Raw genomic sequence first — 26,248 nt, 5'->3', positions numbered from 1 at the left:
CGCCGATCAGCAAGGACCCCACACATGAATGCCGCAGACGCCCAGAAACTTTCCCGCCGTTTCATCGAGTTGCCCCTGGACAAGCGTCGCTTGTTCCTCGAAGGGATGCGACGCGAGGGTATCGATTTCGCGCAGTTGCCCATGTCGTCCTGTGTTGGCCTGAGCGAGCGCGACGGCCTGTCCTACGCCCAGCAGCGCATGTGGTTCCTCTGGCAGCTGGAACCCCGCAGTGCCGCCTACAACCTGCCGATGGCCGTGCGCCTGGAAGGCGAGTTGCAGGTCCAGGCGCTGGAGCGGGCCTTCACCTTGCTGGTCGGTCGCCACGAATGCCTGCGCACCACCTTCGCCCAGGACGGCGAGCGCGCCGTGCAGCGTGTGGCCGAGCCACCGCAGGTAGGCATCCAGCTGTTCGACCTGGCCGACCTGCCCGAAACCACGCGCTGGGAGCGCGCCCACCAGCAGATGGCGGCCCAGGCGACCCAGGCCTTCGACCTCGAGCGCGGCCCGCTGTTCGGCATCGCCCTGCTGCGCCTGGCGCCCCAGGAGCATGTGCTGCTGCTGACCCTGCATCACATCATCGCCGACGGCTGGTCGATGAACGTCCTGATCGACGAATTCATGCGCAGCTACGACGCCCTGGTGGCGGGGCGCGAGCCTGCGCTGGCGGAAATCAAGGTGCACTACCGCGACTACGCGCTGTGGCAGCGCAGCTGGCTGGAGGCCGGTGAGCGCGAGCGCCAGCTGGACTACTGGCGCGAGCAACTGGGCGACGAGCACCCGTTGCTGGAGCTGCCGACCGACCGGCCTTATCCGGCCCAGCCCAGCCACCTGGGCGAGCGCCTGGAGCTGGTGCTCGACGCTGGCCTGCGCGAAGATCTCAAGCAACTGGCCCAGCAGCACGGCGTGACCCTGTCCACGGTGCTGCTGGCGGTGTTCAAGACCCTGCTGCACCGCTACAGCGGGCAGGCCGACATCCGCGTCGGCGGCCTGATCGCCAACCGCAACCGCAGCGAAACCGAGGGGCTGGTCGGCTTTTTCGTCAACACCCAGGTGCTGCGCAGTCAGTTCAGCGCGCAGACGCCATTCAGCGACCTGCTGCACAGCCTGCATCAGGCCTCGGTCGGCGCCCAGGCGCATCAGGACCTGCCGTTCGACGCGCTGATCGAGGCCTTGCAGCCCCAGCGTAGTCAGAGCCACACGCCGCTGTTCCAGGTGATGTTCAACCACCAGCCGCTGGTCACCGACCTCAAGGACGTGCGCCTGGACTGCGGCCTGCGCGTGGGCTACCTGAGCGCCGAGCAACTGGCCGGCAGCCGCCGCCAGCATGCGGCCACCAGTGACCTGATGCTCGATACCCGGGAGGAGGGCGAGCAGGTGTTCGCCGCCTTCACCTATGCCACCGATATCTTCGATGAAGCCACCATCAGTGCCCTGGCCGGGCACTGGCGCAACCTGCTGCGCGCGGTGTGCAACGATCCGCGCCAGCGCCTGGGCGAGCTGCCGATGCTGGCCGAGGCCGAGCGCCAGGCGTTGCTGTGCCCGGTGGCCGATGTGGCACCGTGGGAGCCGGTGCAGCGCCTGTTCGAAGCCCAGGCCGCGCGCAGCGGCGAGGCGCTGGCGCTGATCCTGGCCAATGGCGCCGAGGCGCCGTCGATGCGCTATGCCGAGCTCAACGCCCGGAGCAATCGCCTGGCCCATTACCTGCGCCGCCAGGGCGTTGGCCCCGACAGCCTGGTCGGCGTGGCCCTGGATCGTTCGCTGGACCTGGCCGTGGCCCTGCTGGCCGTGCTCAAGGCCGGTGGCGCCTATGTGCCGCTGGACCTGCAAGCCCCATCCGAGCGCCTCGGCCATGTACTCGAGGACAGCGGCCTGCAGTGGCTGTTGACCACTTCCGCACAGCTGCCTGGCCTGCCGGCGCGGGAGGCAGTGCGCTGCCTGTGCCTGGACCAGCTGAAACTGGAAGACGAGCCGGTCGCTGACCTGCCGCTGACCGTCGTGCCCGACAACCTGGCCTATGTGATCTACACCTCCGGCTCCACCGGCCGGCCCAAGGGCGTGGCGATCAGCCACGGCGCCCTGAGCGAGTTCATTGCCCGCGCCATCGACTACAGCGACCTGCGCGAAGGCGACCGGGTGCTGCAGTTCGCCACCAGCAGCTTCGATGGTTTCGTCGAGCAGTTCTTCCCGCCGCTGTGCCATGGCGCCTGCGTGGTGCTGCGCGATACCCGCCTGTGGGACAGCGCCGCCCTGCACGAAGTGCTGATCGAGCACGGCGTGACCCTCGCCGACCTGCCGGCCGCCTACTGGTACTGGCTGGTGCAGGACTTCGCCGCGCGTCCGCCGGCCAGCTACGGCGCGCTGCGCCAGATCCACGTCGGCGGCGAGGCGATGGCGGTGGACGGGCTGCGCCTGTGGCAACTGGCCGGGCTCGGCCATGTGCGCCTGCTCAACACCTATGGCCCGACCGAGGCCACGGTGGTCTCGACCATTCACGACTGCACCGGGCTTGGCCATGAGGCAGTGTCCTGGCGTGGCATCCCCATTGGCCAGGGCCTGGCGCAGCGTCGCCTGTACATCCTCGACGATGACCTCGAACTGCTGCCCCAGGGCGCGGTGGGCGAGCTCTACATCGGCGGCCCGGGCCTGGCCCGTGGCTACCACGGCCAGCCATCACTGACTGCCCAGCGCTTCGTCGCCGACCCGTTCGCCCAGGGCGAACGCCTGTATCGCACCGGCGACCGCGCGCGTCTGGGCGTCGATGGCGCCATCGAGTACATCGGCCGCGTCGATCACCAGGTCAAGGTGCGCGGTTTCCGCATCGAGCTCGGCGAGATCGAGGCGCGCCTGCAACAGTGCCCGGGGGTTCGCGAAGCGGTGGTGCTGGCCCTGCCCATGACCGGCGGCCTGCAACTGGTGGCCTATGTGGTGCCTGACGCCGCCGAACAGGATGCCGCCGAGCAGGCGCGCTTGCGCCAGCAGGTGCGCAGCCTGCTCAAGGCCCGCCTGCCCGAGTACATGGTGCCCGGCCACCTGCTGCTGTTGCCGCGCCTGCCCCTCACGCCCAGCGGCAAGCTGGACCGCAAGGCCTTGCCAGCACCGGACCCGAGTGCGTTGCAGGCCGAATACCGGGCGCCGCAGAGCGCCGTCGAGCAACAACTGGCGCAGATCTGGATGGACGTGCTGAACGTGCCGAAGGTTGGCCTGGACGATCACTTCTTCGAACTCGGCGGGCACTCGTTGCTGGCCGCTCAGGTGCTGGCGCGGATCAAGGATCAGCTGGGCCTGGTGCTGCCATTGCGCAGCCTGTTCGAACAACCGGCGCTGGGTGACCTGGCCGCCGAGCTGGCCCGGCTGCAGGGTGGCGATACGGATGACGACTGGTCGGATATGGACGCGTTCCTGGGTTCCTTGGAAGGGGTTGAGGCATGAGTGGCAACATGGCGGTACGCATTGCGAAACGGTTCGTCAGCCTGCCCCTGGAGCAGCGCCGGCAGTTCCTCGCCAAGCTGCGTGAGGACGGCAAGGACTTCAGCCTGTTGCCGGTGGTCGAGTCGCGGCACGACTTCGCCAGCATCCCCTTGTCCTTCGCCCAGCAGCGCCTGCTGTTCCTCTGGCAGCTGGAGCCGCACAGCGCGGCCTACAACATGGCTGCTGGCCTGCGCCTGAACGGTCGGCTCGACGTGTCGGCGCTGCAGCGCTCATTCGACTTCCTGGCGACGCGCCACGAGGCGCTGCGCACGGTGTTCCAGGTCGAGGGCGAACAGCCCCGCCAGGTGATCCTGGAGCATTTGGCCGTGCCCCTGGAACAGGTCGACCTCACCGCCATCGCCACTGACCAGCGTGAGGCGGAGCTGGCCACGCGGGTGCGCGAGGCCAGCCACCTGCCGTTCGACCTGCTGCATGGGCCGCTGCTGCGCGCCACTTTGTACCGCTTGGCGGCCGAAGACTATGTGCTGCTGGTGAGCATGCACCACATCGTCTCCGACGGCTGGTCGATGGACGTGATGGTCAAGGAGTTCGTGCACAGCTACCAGGCGTTCACCCAGGGCCACGCGCCGCAGTTGCCGGCGCTGGCGGTGCAGTACGCCGACTACGCCATCTGGCAGCGCAGCTGGCTGGAGGCCGGCGAGGGCGCGCGCCAGCTCGACTACTGGCGCCAGCAGTTGGGCGATGAGCAACCGCTGCTGGAGGTCGCCGCGGACTACCCGCGACCACTGACCCAGAGCTTCGACGGCCAGACCCTGGTCTTCGATTTCGGTGTCGAACTGTCCCGACGCCTGGGCGGCTATGCCCGCGCCCAGGGCATGACCCTGTTCATGCTGGTGCTGACCGGCTTCTCGCTGTTCCTGTCACGCCAGGCCGGGCAGCGCGATATCCGCATCGGCGTGCCCAACGCCAACCGCGGCCGTGCCGAGGTCGAGGGGCTGATCGGCTTCTTCGTCAACACCCAGGTGCTGCGCTGCCAGGTGGACGAGCGCCTGAGCTTCGATGACCTGCTGGCCCAGGTGCGCGAAGCGGTGCTCGGCGCCCAGGCGCACCAGGAGCTGCCGTTCGAGCAACTGGTGGACGCGCTGGTGCCGGAGCGCAACCTCGGCCACAACCCGCTGTTCCAGGTCAAGTTCAACCAGAACGTCGGCATGCAGCGCCAGCGCTCGCTGGCCTTGCCGGGCCTGAGTGTCGCCGAGTACCCGCTGGACAAGGTCGGCACCCACTTCGACCTGGCGTTGGACATCACCGACGACGGCCAACTGATCCATGGCGAAATGACCTTCGCCAGCGACCTCTACCAGCGTTCGACCGTCGAGGCCTTCATCCCGGCCTTCATCGAGTTGCTGGGCCAACTGCTCGATGCCCCGCAGCTGCCGCTGCACCGCCTGGCCGCGCCGCTGCGCAGCGAGCAGGCGCCGCAGCGTGAAGTGCCGGCGCTGGTGCTGGAGCAGTGGCAGCAGCAGGTGCACCGGCAGCCCGAGGCGCTTGCCGCTTGCAGCCTGGAGCACAGCCTGAGCTTCGCCGCCCTGGACCAGGCCGCCAACCGCCTGGCCCATCACCTGCAACAGCAGGGTGTGGTCAGCGGCCAACCGGTTGCGGTGCTGATGGAGCGTTCGCTGGACTGGCTGACCTGCATGCTCGGTATCCTCAAGGCTGGCGCCGTGTACATGCCGCTGGACACCAAGGCGCCTGAAACGCGCCTGCGGCAGATGCTCGACGCCGCGCAAGCCAAGGTGCTGCTGTGCGCCGCTGGCGATGCGCGACTGGCCAGCCTGGCCGCCGCCGATCGCCTGACCTTGGCCTATGTCCCCGAACAATGGCAGGACCTGCCGGCCAACGCACCGGCGCTCACGCTGTGGGCCGAATCGCCGGCCTACGTGATCCACACCTCCGGCTCCACCGGCCAGCCCAAGGGCGTACTGGTCAGCCATGGCGCCCTGGCCAGCTACGTCGCCGGCCTGCTCGAACGCCTGGCGCCTGCGCCGGGGGCGAGCATGGCGCTGGTTTCGACCATCGCCGCCGATCTCGGTCACACCGTGCTGTTCGGTGCCCTGTGTGCCGGGCGCCTGCTGCATGTACTGCCCGAGGCGCTGGGCTTCGACCCGGACGCCTTCGCCCGCTACATGGCCGAGCACCAGGTCGGCGTGCTGAAGATCGTCCCCGGCCACCTGGCGGCGTTGCTGCAAGCCGGCAACCCCGCCGATGTGCTGCCCCAGCATGCACTGATCGTCGGTGGCGAGGCCTGCACGCCAGCCCTGGTGGAGCAGGTACGCCGGCTCAAGCCGGGCTGCCGCCTGATCAACCACTATGGCCCGAGCGAGACGACGGTCGGCGTGCTGACCCATGAAGTGGCCGCGCTCGCCGAGGGCGCCCGCGTCGTGCCGGTGGGCGAGCCCTTGCCGGGCGCCCATGTGCTGCTGCTCGACGATGTGCTCAACCCGGTAGCCGACCAGGTCGCCGGTGAGCTGTACATCGGTGGCGCCAGCGTGGCCCAGGGCTACCTGGGCCAGCCGGGCCTGACCGCCGAACGCTTCCTGCCGGACCCGACACGGTCTGGCCAGCGCCTGTACCGCAGCGGCGACCGGGTGCGGCGTAATCGTTCGGGCCAAGTGGAATTCATCGGCCGCGCTGACGACCAGGTCAAGGTGCGCGGTTATCGCGTCGAGCCGGCCGAGGTGGCGCGGGTGCTGCGGGGGCTGGAAGGGGTCGCCGAAGCGGTGGTCCTGGCGCAGCCGGTGGAAGGCGACGAAAGTCGCCTGCAACTGGTGGGCTGGTGCGTGGGCCAGGGCCTGCAGGGTGAAGCCTTGCGCCAGCAACTGCAGGATCGGCTGCCGGACTACATGGTGCCGGCGCAGGTCCTGGTCCTTGACCGCCTGCCGCTGACCGCCAACGGCAAGCTGGACAAGCGCGCCTTGCCGGCGCCGGGCGTCGCCCGGCGTCAGTACACGGCGCCGGTCGGCGAGATCGAAGAGGCCCTGGCGGCCATCTGGGCCGAGGTGCTCAAGCTCGACCAGGTCGGCAGCACCGACAACTTCTTCGAGCTGGGCGGCGACTCGATTCTCAGCCTGCAGATCATCGCTCGGGCCAAGCGCCAGGGTATCAAGCTCAGCCCCAAGCAACTGTTCGAGAAACAGACCATCGGCCAGCTGGCGGCGGTGGCCAAGCGCATCGAGAAAAAGGCCGTGGCGGCCGAGCAGGTCAGTGGTTCGATGCCATTGCTGCCGATCCAGGCGCGCTTCTTCGAAACCGCTATCCCCGAGCGTCAACACTGGAACCAGGCCTTGCTGCTCAAGCCGACCCAGGCCCTTGGCGCTGACCACCTGCAAGGCGCATTGCAGGCGCTGGTCGCTCAGCACGACGCCTTGCGCCTGCGCTTCACCCAGGGCGAGGCCTGGCAGGCCGAGTTCCAGCCTACCAAGGCCGACGACATCCTCTGGGTTCGTCAACTGAGTGACCTGTCCGAGCTGCCGGCCTTGGCCGAGCAGGCCCAGCGCAGCCTCGACCTGGCCCAGGGGCCGCTGCTACGAGCGCTGCTGGTAGAACTGCCCGAAGGCCAGCAGCGCTTGCTGCTGGTGATCCACCACCTGGTGGTCGACGGCGTGTCCTGGCGGGTACTGCTGGAAGACCTGCAACTGGCCTACACGGCCCTGGCCGCCGGCAAGGCGGTGACACTGGCAGCCAAGAGCAGCTCGCTCAAGGCCTGGGCCGAGCGCCTTGGCGCCTATGCCCGCAGCCCGGAACTGCTGGCCGAGGCCGACCACTGGCTGCGCGACTTTGAAGCCGCTGGCGGCGAGTTGCCCCGCGATAACCCGGCGGGCGCCCAGACCAATCGTCACCTCGCCCATGCCTCGTCGCGCCTGGACGCAACCTTGACCCGCAAGCTGCTGCAGGTGGCCCCTGCCGCCTACCGCACCCAGGTCAATGACCTGCTGCTGGCGGCCTTGTCACGGGTACTGTGCGACTGGACCCGAGAGAATTCGGTACTGATCCAGCTCGAAGGCCATGGCCGCGAGGACCTGTTCCCGGAGCTGGACCTCAGCCGCACCCTCGGCTGGTTCAGCAGCCTGTTCCCGGTACGCCTGACACCGGCCCAAGGGCTTGGCGAGGGGCTGTGCGCGATCAAGGAACAACTGCGTGCGGTGCCGAACAAAGGCATCGGCTATGGTGTGCTGCGCTACCTTGGCGAGCCCGACATGCGTGAGCGCTTGCAGGCGCTGCCGCAGCCACGGGTGACCTTCAACTATCTCGGCCAGTTCGACGGCAGCTTCGCCCAGGCCGAGGGTGCTCTGTACACCCCAGCCAGCGAGGGCAGTGGCGCCACCCAGGACCTGGACAGCCCGCTGGGCAACTGGCTCGGTATCAACGGCCAGGTCTACCAGGGCGAGCTGGAGCTGGACTGGAGCTTCAGCCGCGAGGTCTTCCATCCAGAGACCATCGAGGCCCTGGCGCGCCGCTACGAGCAGGTGCTGGCCGAGCTGGTCGAGCATTGCGCCCAGGCGCCGCACCAGGGCGTCACGCCATCGGACTTCCCGCTGGCCGAGCTGACCCAGGCGCAACTGGACAGCCTGCCACTGGCTGCGGGGGAAATCGAAGACCTCTATCCGCTGTCGCCGATGCAGCAGGGCATGCTGTTCCATAGCCTCTACGAGCAGGACGCGGGCAACTACATCAACCAGCTGCGCGTGAACGTGCAGGGTCTGGATGTGGCGCGCTTCCGCGCGGCCTGGCAGGCGGTGGTGGACAACCACGAAGTGCTGCGCAGCTGCTTCCCGCAGGACCTGCCGTTGCCGGTACAAGTAGTGCGGCGCCAGGTGCAGGTGCCGTTCGTCGAACTCGACCAGGCCCAGGATCCGGACGCCGTGGCCCAGGCCGAGCGCCAGGCCGGCTTCGATCTGGCCAGCGGCCCGCTGCTGCGCCTGACACTGCTCCGCACGGCGGACGGCGGCCATCACCTGATCTACACCAGCCACCATATCCTGATGGACGGCTGGAGCAGCTCACGCCTGCTCGGCGAAGTGCTGCAGCGTTACAGCGGCGTCGCCCCGAGCGCCAGGACCAGCCGCTATCGCGACTATATCCAGTGGCTGCAAGGCCAGGACCAGCAGGCCAGCGAAACCTTCTGGCGCGCCCAGGTGGCCGAGCTGGACGAGCCAACGCGACTGGTACAGGCGTTCAAGTCCTCGGCCCAAGGGCGAGGCCATGGCAGCCTGGCGCTGCGCTTCGAGCCGCAGCAGACCCAGCAGTTGGCGGATTTCGCCCGGGAACAGCGGGTCACCCTCAACACCCTGGTCCAGGCTGCGTGGCTGTTGCTGTTGCAACGCTACACCGGCCAGGCCAGCGTGACCTTCGGCGCCACCGTGGCCGGCCGCCCGGCGGAGCTCGCGGGCGTCGAGGAGCAGCTGGGGCTGTTCATCAACACCTTGCCGGTGGTCGCCAGCCCACGCCCGGAACAGACCGTGGGCGACTGGGTGCAGCAGGTGCAGGCGCTAAACCTGGCCCTGCGCGAGCACGAGCACACGCCGTTGTACGAGATCCAGCGCTGGGCCGGCTGGAGCGGCGAGGCGCTGTTCGACAACATTCTGGTATTCGAGAACTACCCGGTCGCCGAGGCGCTGCAACAGGGCGCGCCGCAAGGCCTGCAGTTCGGCGAGGTGCAGAACCAGGAGCAGACCAACTACCCGTTGACCCTGGTGGTGCAGGTGGGCGAGCGCCTGGAGGCGAGCTTCAGTTTCGATCGCCAGTGCTTCAGCGAGCTGGCCATCGACCAGTTGGCGGGGCACTTCCAGCACCTGCTCGCGCAGTTGGCGGCTGATGGTCGGCGTGCCCTGGGTGCGCTTAGCCTGCCGGTGGAAGACCAACAGGTGGTTGCCAGCTATCCAACTACGGCTTGCACCCAGGAGCTGATCGAAGCGCAGGCGGCGCGCACGCCTGAAGCGATCGCCGTGACCTTCGCCGGGCAGGCGTTGAGCTATGACCAGCTCAACCGCCGTGCCAACCGCCTGGCGCACAAGCTGCGCGCGCAGGGCGTGGGGCCGGATGTGCTGGTGGGCATCGCGGTGGAGCGTGGTTTCGAGATGATCGTCGGCCTGCTGGCGATCCTCAAGGCCGGTGGCGCCTATGTGCCGCTGGATCCGGAGTACCCGCAGGATCGCCTGAGCTACATGATGGAAGACAGCGGCATTCAGTTGCTGCTGACTCAAGGCCATTTGCTGGCCGATCTGCCGGTGCCGGCGCACGTACGCAGCCTGTCTCTCGAAGATGATCTGGCTGGCTACAGCGACGAAAACCCCGAGCACCTGACCCAGCCGGACAACCTGGCCTATGTGATCTACACCTCGGGCTCCACCGGCAAGCCAAAAGGCACCTTGCTGCCACACCACAACCTGCTGCGTCTGTTCAAGGCCACCGATGCCTGGTTCGGCTTCGGCCCGCAGGATGTGTGGACGCTGTTCCACTCGTACGCCTTCGACTTCTCGGTGTGGGAGATCTTCGGCGCGCTGCTGCACGGTGGCCGTCTTGTCATCGTCCCGCGTGAAGTGACCCGTTCGCCGGAAGACTTCCACCAGTTGCTGGTGGAGCAGGGCGTGACCGTGCTGAACCAGACCCCATCGGCGTTCAAGCCGCTGATGCGCGTGGCCTGTGACAGTGCATCCGACCTTTCGCTGCGCTACGTGATCTTCGGTGGCGAAGCCCTGGACGTGGCCGCGTTGCAACCGTGGTTCGAGCGCTTCGGCGAGGGCTGCGACAACCTGATCAACATGTACGGCATCACCGAGACCACGGTGCACGTGACTTACCGGCCGATCCGCTTTGCCGACACGCAACAGACGGGCAGCCCGATCGGCGCGGCGATCCCGGACTTGTCGATGTACGTGCTGGACGCCGATTTCAATCCGGTGGCCAAGGGCTGCACCGGCGAGCTGCATGTCGGCCACGCCGGCCTGGCGCGGGGTTACCACAACCGCGCCTCGCTGACCGCCGAACGCTTCGTGCCGGACCCGTTCTCCAGCGAGGGCGGGCGCCTGTACCGCACCGGCGACCTGGCGCGTTACCGCGAACAGGGCGTGATCGAGTACGTGGGCCGGATCGACCACCAGGTGAAGATCCGTGGCTTCCGTATCGAGCTGGGCGAGATCGAAGCCCGCCTTCAAGAGCATGCGGCGGTGCGTGAAGTGCTGGTGCTGGATATCGACGGGGCAGGGGGCAAGCAACTGGCGGCCTACCTGATTGCCCAGGACGCGAATGCAGATCACGCAAACCTGCGTGACACGCTGAAACAGCACCTCAAAGCCAACCTGCCGGACTACATGGTGCCGACGCACTTCCTGGTCTTGGACCGGTGGCCATTGACCGCCAACGGCAAACTAGACCGCAAGGTCCTGCCCAAGCCGGACGCCAGCCAACTGCAACAGGGCTACGTGGCCCCACGCTCGGCGCTGGAGCAGCAACTGGCGGCGATCTGGAGCGAGGTGCTGAAGGTCGAACAAGTCGGCTTGCACGACAACTTCTTCGAGCTCGGCGGCCACTCGTTGCTGGCCACCCAGGTCACCTCGCGGATTCGCCAGCGCCTGAATGTGGAAGTGTCGCTGCGCAGCCTGTTCGAATCCGCCGACCTGCAGGCCTTCGCCCAGGCCGCAAGCGAGGGTGCGGCCAGCCAGGCGCCGGCGTTCACCGTCGTGGACCGCAACCAGCCGCTGGCCTTGTCCTACGCCCAGCAGCGCCAGTGGTTCCTCTGGCAGCTGGAGCCGGCCAGTGCTGCCTACAACATCCCTTCGGCCCTGCGCCTGCAAGGCGAGCTGGATATCGAGGCACTGCGCAGCAGCTTCGCCGCGCTGATCGCCCGTCACGAAACCCTGCGTACTACCTTCCATCAGGAAGGTGAACAGGCCTGGCAACGCATCCATGCCGCAGGTGACTTCGACCTGCCGGTCGAGACGGTGGCGAGCGAGGCACTGCAGGCGCGAGTTGCGCAGGAGACCGCGCAGCCGTTCGACCTGGAGCACGGCCCGTTGCTGCGCGCCCGTCTGCTGCGTCTGGCCGCCGACGAGCATGTGTTGGTACTGACCCTGCACCATATCGTCGCCGATGGTTGGTCGATGCCGATCATGGTCGATGAAGTGGTGCGTCTGTATGCCGGGTACCGTCAGGGCGACGAGGCACAACTGCCGGCCCTGGCGTTCCAGTACGCCGATTATGCCGCCTGGCAGCGCCAATGGATGGCGGCGGGCGAGCAGGCGCGCCAGCTTGACTACTGGCGCGGGCAACTGGGCGACGAGCAACCGGTGCTGGAGTTGCCTGCCGACCGCCCACGCCCGTTGCAGTTGAGTCATGCCGGGGCACGCCTGGATATCCACCTGGAGCCGGAACTCGCCGAGGCGCTGAAAGCCACCGCACGGCAACAGGGCGTGACCCTGTTCATGCTGTTGCTGGCCTCGTTCCAGGTGCTGCTGCACCGCCTCAGTGGTCAATCGCAGGTGCGCGTCGGCGTCCCGGTCGCCAACCGCAACCGGGCCGAGACCGAGGGCCTGATCGGCTTCTTCGTCAATACCCAGGTGCTCAAGGCCGAGTTCGCGCCGCAGACCACCTTCGCCGGGTTGCTGCAACAGGTCCGGCACACTGCCGTGCAGGCTCAGGCGCACCAGGACCTGCCGTTCGAGCAACTGGTCGAGGCGCTGCAGCCCGAGCGCAGCCTGAGCCACAGCCCGCTGTTCCAGGTGCTGTTCAACCACAAGGCGGAAAACCCCGGCATGGCCCAGGAACTGGCCGGGCTGCGGATCGAGGGGCTGGGTTGGGAAGACCGCAGCACCCAGTTCGACCTGGTCCTGAACACGGTCGAGCACGACGCGGGGTTGAGCGCCATCCTGACCTACGCCACTGCATTGTTCGATCCGGCCACTGCCGAGCGTCTGGGCAGGTACTGGCGCAATCTGTTGCAGGGCATCTGCCAGGACAGCGCCCAACGCGTGGCGCAGTTGCCGTTGCTCGATGCGCTCGAGCTGGATGAGTGGCAAGCGCATGTACAACGTTACCCAAGCTCCGAATGCGCTCACGTGCTGATCGAGCAGCAGGCGGCACGCACGCCTGAAGCGATCGCCGTGACCTTCGCCGGGCAGGCGTTGAGCTATGACCAGCTCAACCGCCGTGCCAACCGTTTGGCGCATAAACTGCGCGCGCAGGGCGTGGGGCCGGATGTGCTGGTGGGCATCGCCGTGGAGCGCGGGTTCGAGATGATTGTCGGCCTGCTGGCGATCCTCAAGGCCGGGGGCGCCTATGTGCCGCTGGACCCGGAATACCCGCAGGACCGCCTGAGCTACATGATGGAAGACAGCGGCATCGCACTGCTGCTGACTCAAGGCCATTTGCTGGGCGGTCTGCCGGTGCCGGCGCATGTGCGCAGCTTGAAACTGGAAGATGATCTCGCCAGCTACAGCGACGAAAACCCCGAGCACCTGACCCAGCCGGACAACCTGGCCTATGTGATCTACACCTCGGGCTCCACCGGCAAGCCGAAAGGCACGCTGCTGCCGCACCACAACCTGCTGCGCCTGTTCAAGGCGACCGATGCCTGGTTCGGCTTCGGCCCGCAGGATGTGTGGACGCTGTTCCACTCGTACGCCTTCGACTTCTCGGTATGGGAGATCTTCGGTGCGCTGCTGCACGGCGGTCGTTTGGTGATCGTGCCGCGTGAAGTGACCCGTTCGCCGGAGGACTTCCACCAGTTGCTGGTGGAGCAGGGCGTGACGGTGCTGAACCAGACCCCATCAGCGTTCAAGCCGCTGATGCGTGTGGCCTGTGACAGCACTGCCGATCTGGCGCTGCGCTACGTGATCTTCGGTGGCGAAGCGCTGGATGTGGCTGCATTGCAACCGTGGTTCGAGCGCTTCGGGGAGGATTGCGACAACCTGATCAACATGTACGGCATCACCGAGACCACGGTGCATGTGACCTACCGGCCGATCCGCTTCGCCGACACGCACCAGGCGGGCAGCCCGATCGGTGCCGCGATTCCGGACCTATCGATGTACGTGCTGGACGCCGATTTCAATCCGGTGGCCAAGGGCTGCACGGGTGAACTGCATGTCGGCCACGCCGGCCTGGCACGCGGTTACCACAACCGCGCCTCGCTGACCGCCGAGCGCTTCGTGCCGGACCCGTTCTCCAGCGAAGGCGGGCGCCTGTACCGCACCGGTGACCTGGCGCGTTACCGCGAACAGGGCGTGATCGAGTACGTGGGGCGGATCGACCACCAGGTGAAGATCCGTGGTTTCCGTATCGAACTGGGCGAGATTGAAGCGCGCCTGCAAGAGCACGCCGCCGTGCGCGAAGTGCTGGTGCTGGATATCGACGGGGCAGGGGGCAAGCAACTGGCCGCCTACCTGATCGCGAATGATCCAGCTGTCGACCATGCAAGCCTACGCGATACGCTGAAACAGCACCTCAAAGCCAACCTGCCGGACTACATGGTGCCGACGCACTTCCTGGTCTTGGCGCAGTGGCCATTGACCGCCAACGGCAAGCTGGATCGCAAGGCCCTGCCGAAGCCGGATGCCAGCCAACTGCAACAGGGCTACGTGGCACCGCGCACGGCACTGGAGCAGCAACTGGCGGCGATCTGGTCCGAGGTGCTCAAGGTCGAGCAGGTCGGCTTGCACGACAACTTCTTCGAGCTCGGCGGCCACTCGTTGCTGGCTACCCAGGTCACCTCGCGGATCCGCCAGCGCCTGAATGTGGAAGTGTCGCTGCGCAGCCTGTTCGAATCCGCCGACCTGCAGGCCTTCGCCCAGGCCGCAGGCGAGGGTGCGGCCAGCCAGGCCCCCGCCATTACCGTGGCGGACCGCAACCAGCCGCTGGTGCTGTCGTACGCCCAGCAGCGCCAGTGGTTCCTCTGGCAACTGGAGCCGGATAGCGCCGCCTACCACATCCCTGCAGCCCTGCAACTGAAGGGGCGACTGAACCCCGAGGCGTTGCGTCAGGCCTTCGAGACCCTGATCGCTCGCCATGAGAGCCTGCGCACCACCTTCGATCAGCAAGGCGGCGAGGCGCAGCAGCGTATCCACGCGCCCGCGACGTTCACCCTGGTCATGGAATCCCTGCAGGACACCTCCACCGAGGCGGTCCGCGAGCGCGTGGCTCGGGAGATCCAGCGCCCGTTCGACCTGACCCAGGGGCCGCTGCTGCGAGTACGCCTGCTGCGCCTGGCCGAGGACGACCACGTGCTGGTGCTGACCCTGCATCATATCGTCGCCGATGGCTGGTCGATGCCGATCATGGTCGATGAAGTGGTCGACGCCTACCTGGCCTTGAGCCAGGGCCGACAACCCGAACAGCCGGCCTTGGCGGTGCAGTACGCCGACTATGCCGTCTGGCAGCGCCAATGGATGGAGGCCGGCGAGCAGGCCCGCCAGCTGGACTACTGGCTGGCGCAGCTGGGCGGCGAGCACTATGTGCTGCAACTGCCCACCGATCATCCACGGCCCACTGTGCAAAGCCACGCCGGTCGCAGCCTCGCCATCGAGGTGCCGGCGCCGCTGGTCCAGGCCTTGAAGGCGCAGGCGCGCCAGCAAGGGGTGACGCTGTTCATGCTGCTGCTGGCTTCGTTCCAGAGCTTGCTGCACCGCCAGACCGGGCAGGCCGACATCCGTGTCGGCGTGCCGATCGCCAACCGCACCCGGGCCGAGACCGAAGGCTTGATCGGCTTCTTCGTCAATACCCAGGTGCTCAAGGCGCAGTTCGAGCTGCACACGACCTTCAGCGCGTTGCTGCAACAGGTCAAGCACGCTGCCTTGCAGGCCCAGGCGCACCAGGACCTGCCGTTCGAGCAACTGGTCGAAGCGCTGCAGCCGGAGCGCAGCCTGAGCCACAATCCGCTGTTCCAGGTGATGTTCAACCACCAGGCCCAACGCTCGGACCAGGGGCGCGAACTGCCTGGGCTGAGCATCGAAGGCCTGAGCTGGGGCAACCCCACGGCGCACCTCGACCTGGCCCTGGATACTTTCGAAAGCGAACACGGCCTCGGTGCGACCCTGACCTACGTCAGCGACCTGTTCGAGCACGCCACTATCGAGCGCATGGCCGCGCACTGGCTCAACCTGTTGCAGGCAGTCAGCACCCAGCCCGCCCAGCGGATCGTCGAGCTGCCGCTGCTCGATGAGGCACAGCGCCAGGTGATCCTCGGGCAGTGGAGCCGCCACGAGGCGATCTACCCTGACCAGCGCACCGTGCAGCAGCTGATCGCCGACCAGGCCGCGCGTACCCCGCACGCTACGGCGCTGATCTGCGAAGGGCAGCAGCTCACCTACCAGGCCTTGGATCTGCGCGCCAACCAGCTGGCCCATCGCCTGCGCGAGGCGGGCATCGGCCCGGACGTGCGCGTGGGCATCGCCCTGCCGCGCAGCCTGGACATGGTGGTCGGCCTGCTGGGCGTGCTCAAGGCCGGCGGCGCCTATGTGCCGCTGGATCCCGACTACCCGCACGAGCGCCTGGCCTACATGATGGAGGACAGCGGCATCGCCCTGTTGCTCGGCCACAGCGCGCAACTGCAAGACCTGGCCGTGGCACCGCAGGTGCGCAGCCTGTGCCTGGACAGCGAGCCGCTCGATGCCTGGCCGAGCCATGCGCTGCCGGCGCTGGGCGACCCCGACAACCTGGCGTACATCATGTACACCTCCGGTTCCACAGGGCGCCCCAAGGGCGTCGGCATCAGCGCCGCGGCGCTGAGCCGACATGCCCATGTCGCCCAGGGTTTCTGCGGCCTGTCGGCGGCCGACCGGGTGCTGCAGTTCTCCACCTTCAACTTCGACGCCTTCGTCGAGCAGCTCTACCCGGCGCTGATCTGCGGCGCCAGCGTGGTGCTGCGTGGCCCGACGCTGTGGGACAGCGAGACCTTCTACCGTGAAGTGGTGACCCAGGGCATCACCTTCGCCGACCTGCCGACCGCCTACTGGTACCTGCTGGCCAAGGACTTTGCGGCCAAGGGCCCGCGCGACTATGGTTCGCTGCGGCGCATCCACATGGGGGGCGAGGCCATGGCCGCCGACGGCGTGCTGGCCTGGCAACAGGCCGGGCTCGGCCATGTGCGGCTGCTCAACACCTACGGGCCGACCGAGGCCACCGTCAGCGTCATGAGCCACGACTGCAGCGCCTATGTCACCGGCGAGCAACCCCTGCCGGTGCAGATCCCGATCGGCAAGGCCCTGGGCGGGCGCTCGATCCACTTGGTGGACGCCGATGCCGACCTGGCCCTGCCGGGTGCCATCGGTGAACTGCTGGTCGGTGGCGAGCTGCTCGCCCGCGGCTATCACAATCGTCCGGGGCTGACCGCCGAACGCTTCATCCCCGACCCGTTCGCGACGACGCCGGGCGGGCGCCTGTACCGCACCGGCGACCTGGCGCGCTATCGCGAGCACGGCGTGGTGGAGTACGCCGGGCGTATCGACCACCAGGTGAAGATCCGCGGCTTCCGTATCGAGCTGGGCGAGATCGAGGCGCGCCTGCGCGAGCACCCTGCGGTGCGCGAAGTGCTGGTGGTCGATATCGATGGCCCGGGCGGCAAGCAACTGGCGGCCTACCTGGTGCCCAACGTCATGCCCGAGGCCGAGGATGCCCTGCGCGCCGAGCTGAAGGCGCACCTGGGCGCCAGCCTGCCGGACTACATGGTGCCGATGTACCTGGTGCTGCTCGAGCGCATGCCGCTGCTGCCCAACGGCAAGCTCGACCGCAAGGCACTGCCAGCCCCCGATACCCGCCAGTCGCAGCCGGCCTACGTGGCCCCGGTCAGTGAGCTGGAGCAGCAGCTGGCGGCGCTCTGGGCCGAGGTGCTGCAGGTCGAGCGGGTGGGCCTGGGCGATGACTTCTTCGAGCTGGGCGGGCACTCGCTGCTGGCGGCCCAGCTGATTTCCAAGATCAACTCTGGCCTGGGCATCGACATCCCCCTGCGCCTGCTATTCGAGAAACCGCAATTGAATGATTTTGCCCAGGCGTGTGCCAGCACCGGCTTGTCGTTGAGCGAGGACGGCTTGTCCGATATCGAAAGAATGATGAATGAAATGGCGGGCGTCTGAGATGGACAAGAGCACAGCAGAACGTATCGCCAAGCGCTTTGTCGGCCTTGCCCTGGAGCAGCGTCGGCAGATTCTCGACAAGATGCGCGAGACCGGGCAGAGCTTCCGCTTGCTGCCCATCGCCGTGACCCGTCACGACAGCCCGCGCATCCCGCTGTCCTATGCCCAGCAGCGCATGCTGTTCCTCTGGCAGCTGGAGCCGCACAGCAGCTTCTACAACGTGCCGATGGCGGTGCGCCTGAGCGGTTCGCTGAACCAGCAGGCCTTGGCCCAGGCCCTGGATGCGTTGGTACAGCGCCATGAGAGCCTGCGCACGCGCTTTGTCTCCGAGCAGGGCGAGTTCCACCAGCAGGTCCTCGAACAACCAGGCGTCGACCTGGAGGTGCGCGAGGTGCAGGCCGGGCCGGGCGAGGATATCGAGCAGTGCCTGCGTACTGCGGTGCGCGAAGCGCTGGATGCGCCGTTCGACCTGCTCGAAGGCCCGTTGCTGCGGGTCCGGCTTTTGCGCCTGGCACCGACCGAGCACGTGCTGACGGTGTGCATGCACCATATCGTCTCCGACGGCTGGTCGGGCGAGTTGATGGTGCAGGAGTTCGTGCACCTGTACGAGGCCCTGTCGCAAGGGCGCGAAGCCAACCTGCCGCCGCTGGAGGTGCAATACGCCGACTACGCGATCTGGCAACGCGCCTGGCTGGAGGCCGGCGAGGGCGAGCGCCAGTTGCAGTACTGGAAGCAGCAGCTGGGCGATGAACACTCGGTACTGGACCTGCCGCTGGACCACGAGCGTCCGGCGCACCCCAGCTACCGTGGCGCGACCCTGCGCAGCGATGTGCCGGCGGCGCTGTCGGCGCAGCTCAAGGCCCGGGCGCGCAGCCAGGGCCAGACCGTGTTCATGCTGACCCTGGCGGCGCTGGCCGTGACCCTGTCGCGCTACAGCGGCCAGGCCGACATCCGCATCGGCGCGCCCAACGCCGGGCGCAACCGCAAGGAAGTCGAAGGCCTGATCGGCTTCTTCATCAACACCCAGGTGCTGCGGGTGCAGGTGGACGAGCGCCAGAGCGGCGCGGCGCTGCTGGAACAGGTGAAGCAGGTGGTCAGTGGCGCGCAGTCGCACCAGGAACTGCCGTTCGAGCACCTGGTCGACGCCCTGGCGCCGGAGCGCAACCTGGGCCACAACCCGCTGTTCCAGGTGAAGATCAACCAGAACATGGCCGATACCGAGGCCGGCGCCCAGGCCCGGCAGACGCTGGGTGAGCTCAGTGTCAGCGGTTTTTCGGTCGAGGGCAGCGATGCGCGCTTCGACCTGGCCTACGACTTCACCGAGACCCCGGACGGCCTGCAAGGCTACTTCAACTACAGCACCGACCTGTTCGAAGCCGCGACCATCGAGCGCATGGCCGCTTCGTTCCAGGCCGTGTTGCGTACGCTTGTCGAGCACCCCGACGCGGCGTTGCTCGATCACCCGGACGCCCAGGCCGAGCAGGTCGAAACCGCTGCCCAGGACTGGCCGCAGCAGGACTTCCTCGCCCTGTGGCGCCAGGGCCTGCAAGCCGGGGCCGGGCAGCCGGCACTGCGGGCGGGCGATCGCACGCTCACCTACGCCGAGCTGGAGCAGCAGGCCAACCGTTTCGCGCATTACCTCAAGGCGCAGGGTATCGCCCCGGGCATGACCGTGGCGCTATGCCAGGAGCGCTCCATCGAGTGGGTGACCAGCCTGCTGGCGGTGCTCAAGCTGGGCGCGGTGTACCTGCCGCTGGACAGCCGCCAGCCGGCCGAGCGCCTGCAGCAGTTGCTGCAGGCCAGCGCCGCGCAGCTTCTGGTGCATGCCCAGGGCGACGCCCAGGCGGCGGGGCTGGGCGTGTGCCGCGCCGTGGCCTATGACGCTTCACTGTATGGCGACTGCGACGACCAGCCTCCGGCGGTGCGTGTCTTGCCGCAGCAGGCGGCCTACATCATCTATACCTCGGGTTCCACCGGGCAGCCCAAGGGCGTGGTGGTCAGCCACGGGGCGCTGGCCAACTACCTGCAGGGCGTGCTGCAACGCCTGGACTTGCAGCCAGGCGCCAGCCTGGCGATGGTTTCCACGGTGGCCGCCGACCTTGGCCATACCGTGCTGTTCGGCGCGCTGGCCACGGGCCGGCTGCTGCACCTGCTGGGCCACGACCAGGGTTTCGATCCGGATGCCTTCGCCAGCTACATGGCCGAGCACCGCGTCGATGTGCTGAAGATCGTGCCGAGCCACCTGCAAGGCCTGTTGCAGGCCGCGCAGCCGGAGCGGGTGCTGCCCGAGCAATTGCTGATCCTCGGTGGCGAGGCCAGTTCCTGGGCGCTGATCGAGCAGATCCGCCGCCTGAAGCCCGGCTGCCGGATCATCAACCACTACGGCCCGACCGAGACCACCGTGGGCATCCTCACCCACGAGGTCGGCGCGCGCCTGCCCGGCTGGCGCAGCGTGCCGGTCGGCCGGCCGCTGGACAACGGCCAGGCGCGGGTGCTGGACGCCTACCTCAATCCGCTGCCCGAGCGCGTGGCCGGCGAGCTGTACCTGGGCGGCCAGGGCCTGGCCCAGGGTTATGTCGGCCAGCCGGGCCTGACCGCCGAGCGCTTTGTCCCCGATCCGTTCGGTGACAACGGCCAGCGGCTGTACCGTGCCGGTGACCGCGCACGCCTGGACCAGGGCGTGCTGGAATACCTGGGCCGTGGCGACGACCAGGTAAAGATCCGCGGCTACCGGGTCGAGCCGGGCGAGGTCGGCCAGGTGCTGCAAGGCCTGCCCGGCGTGGCCGAGGCCGTGGTGCTGGCACTGCCCCTGGACAGCGACCCCACGCGCCTGCAACTGGTGGCCTGGGCCGTGCCGGCGGCGGGTGTCGAGCTGCAGGCCGAGGCCCTGCGTCAGGCCTTGCTGGAGCGCCTGCCAGAGTACCTGGTGCCGGCGCAGGTGCTGCTGCTCGAACGCCTGCCGCTGACCGCCAACGGCAAGCTGGACAAGCGTGCCCTGCCCAGACCCGGTGTGGTGGCCAAGCAGCGCTTTGTCGCGCCGGTGGGTGAAATCGAAGAGAAACTCGCGGCGATCTGGTGCGAGGTGCTCAAGCGTGAGCAAGTGGGCAGCACCGACAACTTCTTCGAGCTGGGCGGCGACTCGATCCTCAGCCTGCAGATCATCGCCCGCGCCAAGCGCCAGGGCATCAAGCTCAGCCCCAAGCAGTTGTTCGAGAAACAGACCATCGGCCAACTGGCGGCGGTGGCCAAGCTGATCGAGAAGAAGCCGGCGGCCGAGGTGGTCGAGCAGGTCAGCGGCAGCCTGCCGCTGCTGCCGATCCAGGCGCGTTTCTTCGACAGCGCGATTCCCCAGCGCCACCACTGGAACCAGGCAGTGCTGCTGACCCCGCGCCAGCCGTTGACGGTGGCCTTGCTGCAACCTGCGCTCAAGCTGCTGCTGGAACAGCACGACGCCCTGCGCCTGCGGTTCAGCGAGGACCAGGGCCAGTGGCAAGGCCAGTTCGCGCCGGTCGACGCGCAGCAGTTGCTGTGGGTACATCAGCTGGACGATGCCGCGCGCCTGCCGGAGCTGGCCGACGAGGCCCAGCGTAGCCTGGACCTGAAGAATGGCCCGCTGCTGCGCGTGGTGCTGATCGACCTGCCCGAGGGGCAACAGCGTCTGCTGGTGGTGATCCACCACCTGGTGGTCGACGGCGTGTCCTGGCGCGTCCTGCTCGAAGACCTGCAGTTGGCCTGTCAGGCACTGCTGGCCGGCAAGGCGCCGGTGTTGCCGGCCAAGAGCAGTTCGCTCAAGGCCTGGGCCGAGCATCTGCACGAGCACGCCCGCAGCCCCGCGCTGGTGGCCGAGCTGGCCTACTGGCAGGCGCAGTTGCAGGGTGTCAGCGACGTCCTGCCCGGGGCGAACCCGCAGGGTGGCCAGCAGCGCAAGCATGAAATCTCGGTGCGCACCCACCTGAACGCCGAACTGACCCGGCAACTGCTGCAGGAGGCGCCGGCCGCCTACCGCACCCAGGTCAACGACCTGCTGCTGACGGCGCTGGCGCGGGTCATCCGCCGCTGGACCGGCGAGGCGCACGCGCTGATCCGCCTGGAAGGCCATGGCCGCGAAGACCTGTTCGACGACCTCGACATCACCCGCACGGTTGGCTGGTTCAGCAGCCTGTACCCGTTGAAGCTGACCCCCGCCGATGACCTGGGCGCGTCGCTCATGGCGGTCAAGGAGCAACTGCGTGCCGTGCCGGCCAAGGGCATTGGCTACGGTGTGCTGCGTTACCTGGGCGACGCGCAGGCCCGCGAATCCCTCGGCGCCCTGGCCCAGGGCAGCATCGTATTCAACTACCTGGGGCAGTTCGACGGCAGCTTCGACAGCGAGCAAGGGTTGTTCACCCCGGCGCCGGAAGGCGCAGGGCAGGGGCAAAGCCCGGATGCGCCGCTGGGCAGCCTGCTCAGCATCGATGGCCAGGTCTACGCCGGTGAACTGGCGCTGGACTGGAGCTTCAGCAGCGCCGTGTTCGAACGTGGGCAGATCCAGCGCCTGGCCGACGAGTACGCCGAGGAACTGCGTCTGCTGATCGGCCACTGCACCAGCCCGGGCGTGGCGGGGGTGACGCCTTCGGACTTCCCGCTGGCCAGCCTCGACCAGCGTCAGCTGGCGGCGCTGCCGGTGGCGGCGGACAATATCGAAGACATCTACCCGCTGTCGCCGATGCAGCAGGGCATGCTGTTCCACAGCCTGTACCAGCAGGAGGCGGGCAACTACATCAACCAGACTCGCGTCGAAGTGCAGGGGCTGGACGTACCGCGCTTCATCGCGGCCTTGCAGGCCACCGTGGACAACCACGAAGTGCTGCGCAGCAGTTTCTTCAGTGGCTACGACCAGTCCTTGCAAGTGGTGCAGCGCCAGGCGCGGCTGCCGCTGGTCGAGCTCGACTGGCGTGAGCAGGTCGACCTGCCCAGGGCGTTGCAGGAATGGGCCGAGGCCGACCTGCGTGCCGGTTTCGACCTGGCCAGCGGTCCGCTGCTGCGCCTGGCGGTGATCCGCAGCGCTGACCAGCAGTACCAGCTGGTGCTGACCAACCACCATATCCTGCTCGATGGCTGGAGCAGCTCGCGGCTGTTCGGCGAGGTGCTGCAGCGTTACGCCGGTTTCACCCCGGCAGGCAAGAGCAGCCGTTACCGCGACTATATCCAGTGGCTGCAACGCCAGGACCAGGCCGCCAGCGAACGCTTCTGGCGCGAGCGCACGGCGGAACTGGACGAGCCTACGCGGCTGGCCCAGGCCTTCAGGTCCGAAGCCCAGGGCCACGGGCAGGCCGAGCATCAGATCAGCCTGGATGCACAGCGTACCCAGCGCCTGGGCGAGTTTGCCCGGGACCAGCGGATCACCCTCAACACCTTGGTCCAGGCCGCGTGGCTGTTGCTGTTGCAACGCTACACCGGGCAGGCCTGCGTGACCTTCGGCGCCACCGTGGCCGGCCGCCCGGCCGAACTGCCGGGCGTCGAGGAGCAGTTGGGGCTGTTCATCAACACCTTGCCGGTGGTCGCCAGCCCGCGCCCGGAGCAGACCGTCGGCGACTGGGTACAGCACGTGCAAGGGTTGAACCTGGCCCTGCGCGAGCACGAGCATACGCCACTGTACGAGATCCAGCGCTGGGCCGGCTGGAGCGGCGAGGCGCTGTTCGACAATATCCTGGTGTTCGAGAACTACCCGGTGTCGGAGGCGCTGCAGCAAGGTGCTCCCCAGGGGCTGGTGTTCGGCGAGGTGGCCAGCCAGGAGCAGACCAACTATCCGCTGACGCTGGTGGCCCAGGTGGGCGAAAAACTGTCGGCCAGCTTCAAGTTCGACCGCGCCAGCTATGCCGGATCGGCTGTCGGGCAGATGGCGGCACACTTCGTCGAACTGTTGGAAGGGTTGGCGGACTCGTCGCAGCGGGCTTTGGGTGAGCTGGTGCTGAGCACAGCGCCGCTACAGGTCATTGACAGCTATCCGAGCTCGGCCTGCGCCCATGCGCTGATCGAGCAGCAGGCGGCACGCACGCCTGAAGCGATCGCCGTGACCTTCGCCGGGCAGGCGTTGAGCTATGACCAGCTCAACCGCCGTGCCAACCGCCTGGCGCACAAGCTGCGCGCGCAGGGCGTGGGGCCGGATGTGCTGGTGGGCATCGCGGTGGAGCGCGGGTTCGAGATGATTGTCGGCCTGCTGGCGATCCTCAAGGCCGGGGGCGCCTATGTGCCGCTGGACCCGGAGTATCCGCAGGACCGCCTGAGCTACATGATGGAAGACAGCGGCATTCAGCTGCTGCTGACTCAAGGCCATTTGCTGGCCGATCTGCCGGTACCGGCGCATGTGCGCAGCCTGTCTCTCGAAGATGATCTGACCGGCTACAGCGACGCGAATCCGGAGCACCTGACCCAGCCAGACAACCTGGCCTACGTGATCTACACCTCGGGCTCGACCGGCAAGCCTAAAGGCACGCTGCTGCCGCACCACAACCTGTTGCGCCTGTTCAAAGCGACGGACGCCTGGTTTGGCTTTGATGCGCAGGATGTGTGGACGCTGTTCCACTCGTACGCCTTCGACTTCTCGGTGTGGGAGATCTTCGGTGCGCTGCTGCACGGCGGTCGTTTGGTGATCGTGCCGCGTGAGGTAACTCGCTCGCCGGAGGACTTCCACCAGTTGCTGGTGGGCCAGGGCGTGACCGTGCTCAACCAGACCCCATCGGCGTTCAAGCCGCTGATGCGTGTGGCCTGTGACAGTGCATCCGACCTTTCGCTGCGCTACGTGATCTTCGGTGGCGAAGCCCTGGACGTGGCCGCGTTGCAGCCGTGGTTCGAGCGCTTCGGCGAGGATTGCGACAACCTGATCAATATGTACGGCATCACCGAGACCACGGTGCATGTGACCTACCGGCCGATCCGTTTTGCTGACACGCAACAGTCGGGCAGCCCGATCGGTGCGGCAATTCCGGACCTGTCGATGTATGTGCTGGACGCAGACTTCAATCCGGTGGCCAAGGGCTGCACGGGCGAGCTGCATGTCGGCCACGCTGGCCTGGCACGCGGTTACCACAACCGTGCCTCGCTGACCGCCGAACGTTTCGTGCCGGACCCGTTCTCCAGTGAAGGCGGGCGCTTGTACCGCACCGGCGACCTGGCGCGTTACCGCGAACAGGGCGTGATCGAGTACGTGGGCCGTATCGACCACCAGGTGAAGATCCGCGGTTTCCGTATCGAACTGGGCGAGATCGAAGCGCGCCTGCAAGAACATGCGGCGGTGCGCGAAGTGCTGGTGCTGGATATTGACGGGGCAGGGGGCAAGCAACTGGCCGCTTACCTGATCGCGAATGATCCAGCTGTCGACCATGCAACCCTGCGCGACACGCTGAAACAGCACCTCAAAGCCAATCTGCCGGACTACATGGTGCCGACGCACTTCCTGGTCCTGGACCAGTGGCCATTGACCGCCAACGGCAAGCTGGACCGCAAGGCCCTGCCCAAACCGGACGCCAGCCAACTGCAACAGGGCTACGTAGCCCCGCGCACGGCGCTGGAACAGCAACTGGCGGCGATCTGGGCCGAGGTGCTGAAGGTCGAGCAGGTGGGCCTGCACGACAACTTCTTCGAGCTCGGCGGCCACTCGTTGCTGGTGATCACCCTGGTGAACAAGGTGCGCGAAGCCTTCGCTGTCAACATCAGCCTGCATGAGTTCATGCTGATGGCCAGCTTCGAGGAACTCGCCAACTTCATCGGTGGCGGCAAGGATCGCCTGAAATCGCCGGTGATCAACCTCAACGGCTGCCAGCGCCAGCGCCCGGCGCTATTCTGCCTGCCACCGGGTGGCGGCGGTGCCTACGCCTACTACCCGCTGGCCAGCCGCCTGGCCGATGAGCGTCCGGTGTATGGCCTGGTCAACCGCTGCTATGCCGAGCCGGGCTGGGTGGACGAATCCTGGGCGGCGATGGTCGGCTATTACGTCGAGCAGATCCGCCGTACCCAGGCCAGCGGCCCGTACCATCTGCTGGGTTGGTCCATGGGTGGCGCCCTGGCGCTGGAAGTGGCTCACGCCCTGGAGCAGGCCGGCCAGCAGGTCGGTTTCGTCGGCCTGGTCGACACCCAGCTGCCGCAGGAGGTATCCGGTCTCGACGCCGAGCCCGTCGAGGTGCTGCAGGTGGCGCGCGCGGACGAGAGCCTGCTGCGTGGCCTGCTGGCCTTTGCGCCGGGCGTCGGCGAGGCGCGGATCGCGGGCTTCATCGACGAGGCCGAGCGTCTGCCGGCCGAGGTCGACAGGACCGAGTGGGTCATCGAGCAGGTGGCCGCCGCGGGGAATGTCAGCGCCGAACGCCTGCGCAGCATCCACGAGGATGTGCACCTGCAGCGGGAGATCGTCGATGGCTTCGCCGTGCTCGACCGCAACGCCGAACTGAGCCAGGCATTCCGCCTGCGCCCGCTGGCGGTCCAGGTGGACTGCTGGTGGGCCAGTGAAAGTCGCAGCGCCGAGCGGGTACGCCTGGGCGAGGCGGGGCTGCTGGCCCAGGCTTCGGTCAACGGGCTGGCCAGTTCGACGGTGATCGCCGATGGGCATGAGGGTGTGATCAACGCCGTCGCGTTCACCGACGGGCTGTTGCAGCGGCTTGCCGACAAGGCGTAAGGGTTGCTGTTGCAGCGAGCCGGGACCGCACTGTGGTCCCGGCATTGCTGCC

The 26,248-nt window shown here is 67.5% G+C and carries 3 protein-coding genes; all 3 read left to right on the top strand.

The window, feature by feature from the left end; all coding sequences use genetic code 11:
- Positions 1-24: 24 nt before the first annotated feature.
- From ACODS9_RS09170 to ACODS9_RS09160, 3 genes are read left to right on the top strand one after another with little or no spacing between them, the layout of a single operon-like run.
- Positions 25-3,429 carry an amino acid adenylation domain-containing protein gene (locus tag ACODS9_RS09170; RefSeq protein WP_489093761.1) on the top strand — a complete coding sequence of 1,135 codons (3,405 nt, stop codon included), beginning with the start codon at positions 25-27 and terminating at the stop codon, positions 3,427-3,429.
- Positions 3,426-17,549, top strand: coding sequence for a non-ribosomal peptide synthase/polyketide synthase (locus tag ACODS9_RS09165; RefSeq protein ID WP_489093760.1), 14,124 nt, complete (start codon positions 3,426-3,428; stop codon positions 17,547-17,549). Before ACODS9_RS09170 ends, ACODS9_RS09165 begins: the two co-directional genes overlap by 4 nt.
- A 1-nt stretch (position 17,550) precedes the next feature.
- Positions 17,551-26,196 carry an amino acid adenylation domain-containing protein gene (locus tag ACODS9_RS09160; protein WP_489093759.1) on the top strand — a complete coding sequence of 2,882 codons (8,646 nt, stop codon included), beginning with the start codon at positions 17,551-17,553 and terminating at the stop codon, positions 26,194-26,196.
- The last annotated feature ends 52 nt before the right edge of the window (positions 26,197-26,248 follow it).

This window comes from Pseudomonas sp. FG36, assembly GCF_057809275.1.
The sequence above is the reverse complement of the archived record's forward strand: the minus strand, read 5'-3'. Positions and strand labels throughout refer to the sequence as shown.

Coding starts and splice junctions, on each gene's coding strand:
- ACODS9_RS09170 (WP_489093761.1), top strand. CDS start 25: ATGAATGCCGCAGACGCCCAGAAACTTTCCCGCCGTTTCATCGAGTTG.
- ACODS9_RS09165 (WP_489093760.1), top strand. CDS start 3,426: ATGAGTGGCAACATGGCGGTACGCATTGCGAAACGGTTCGTCAGCCTG.
- ACODS9_RS09160 (WP_489093759.1), top strand. CDS start 17,551: ATGGACAAGAGCACAGCAGAACGTATCGCCAAGCGCTTTGTCGGCCTT.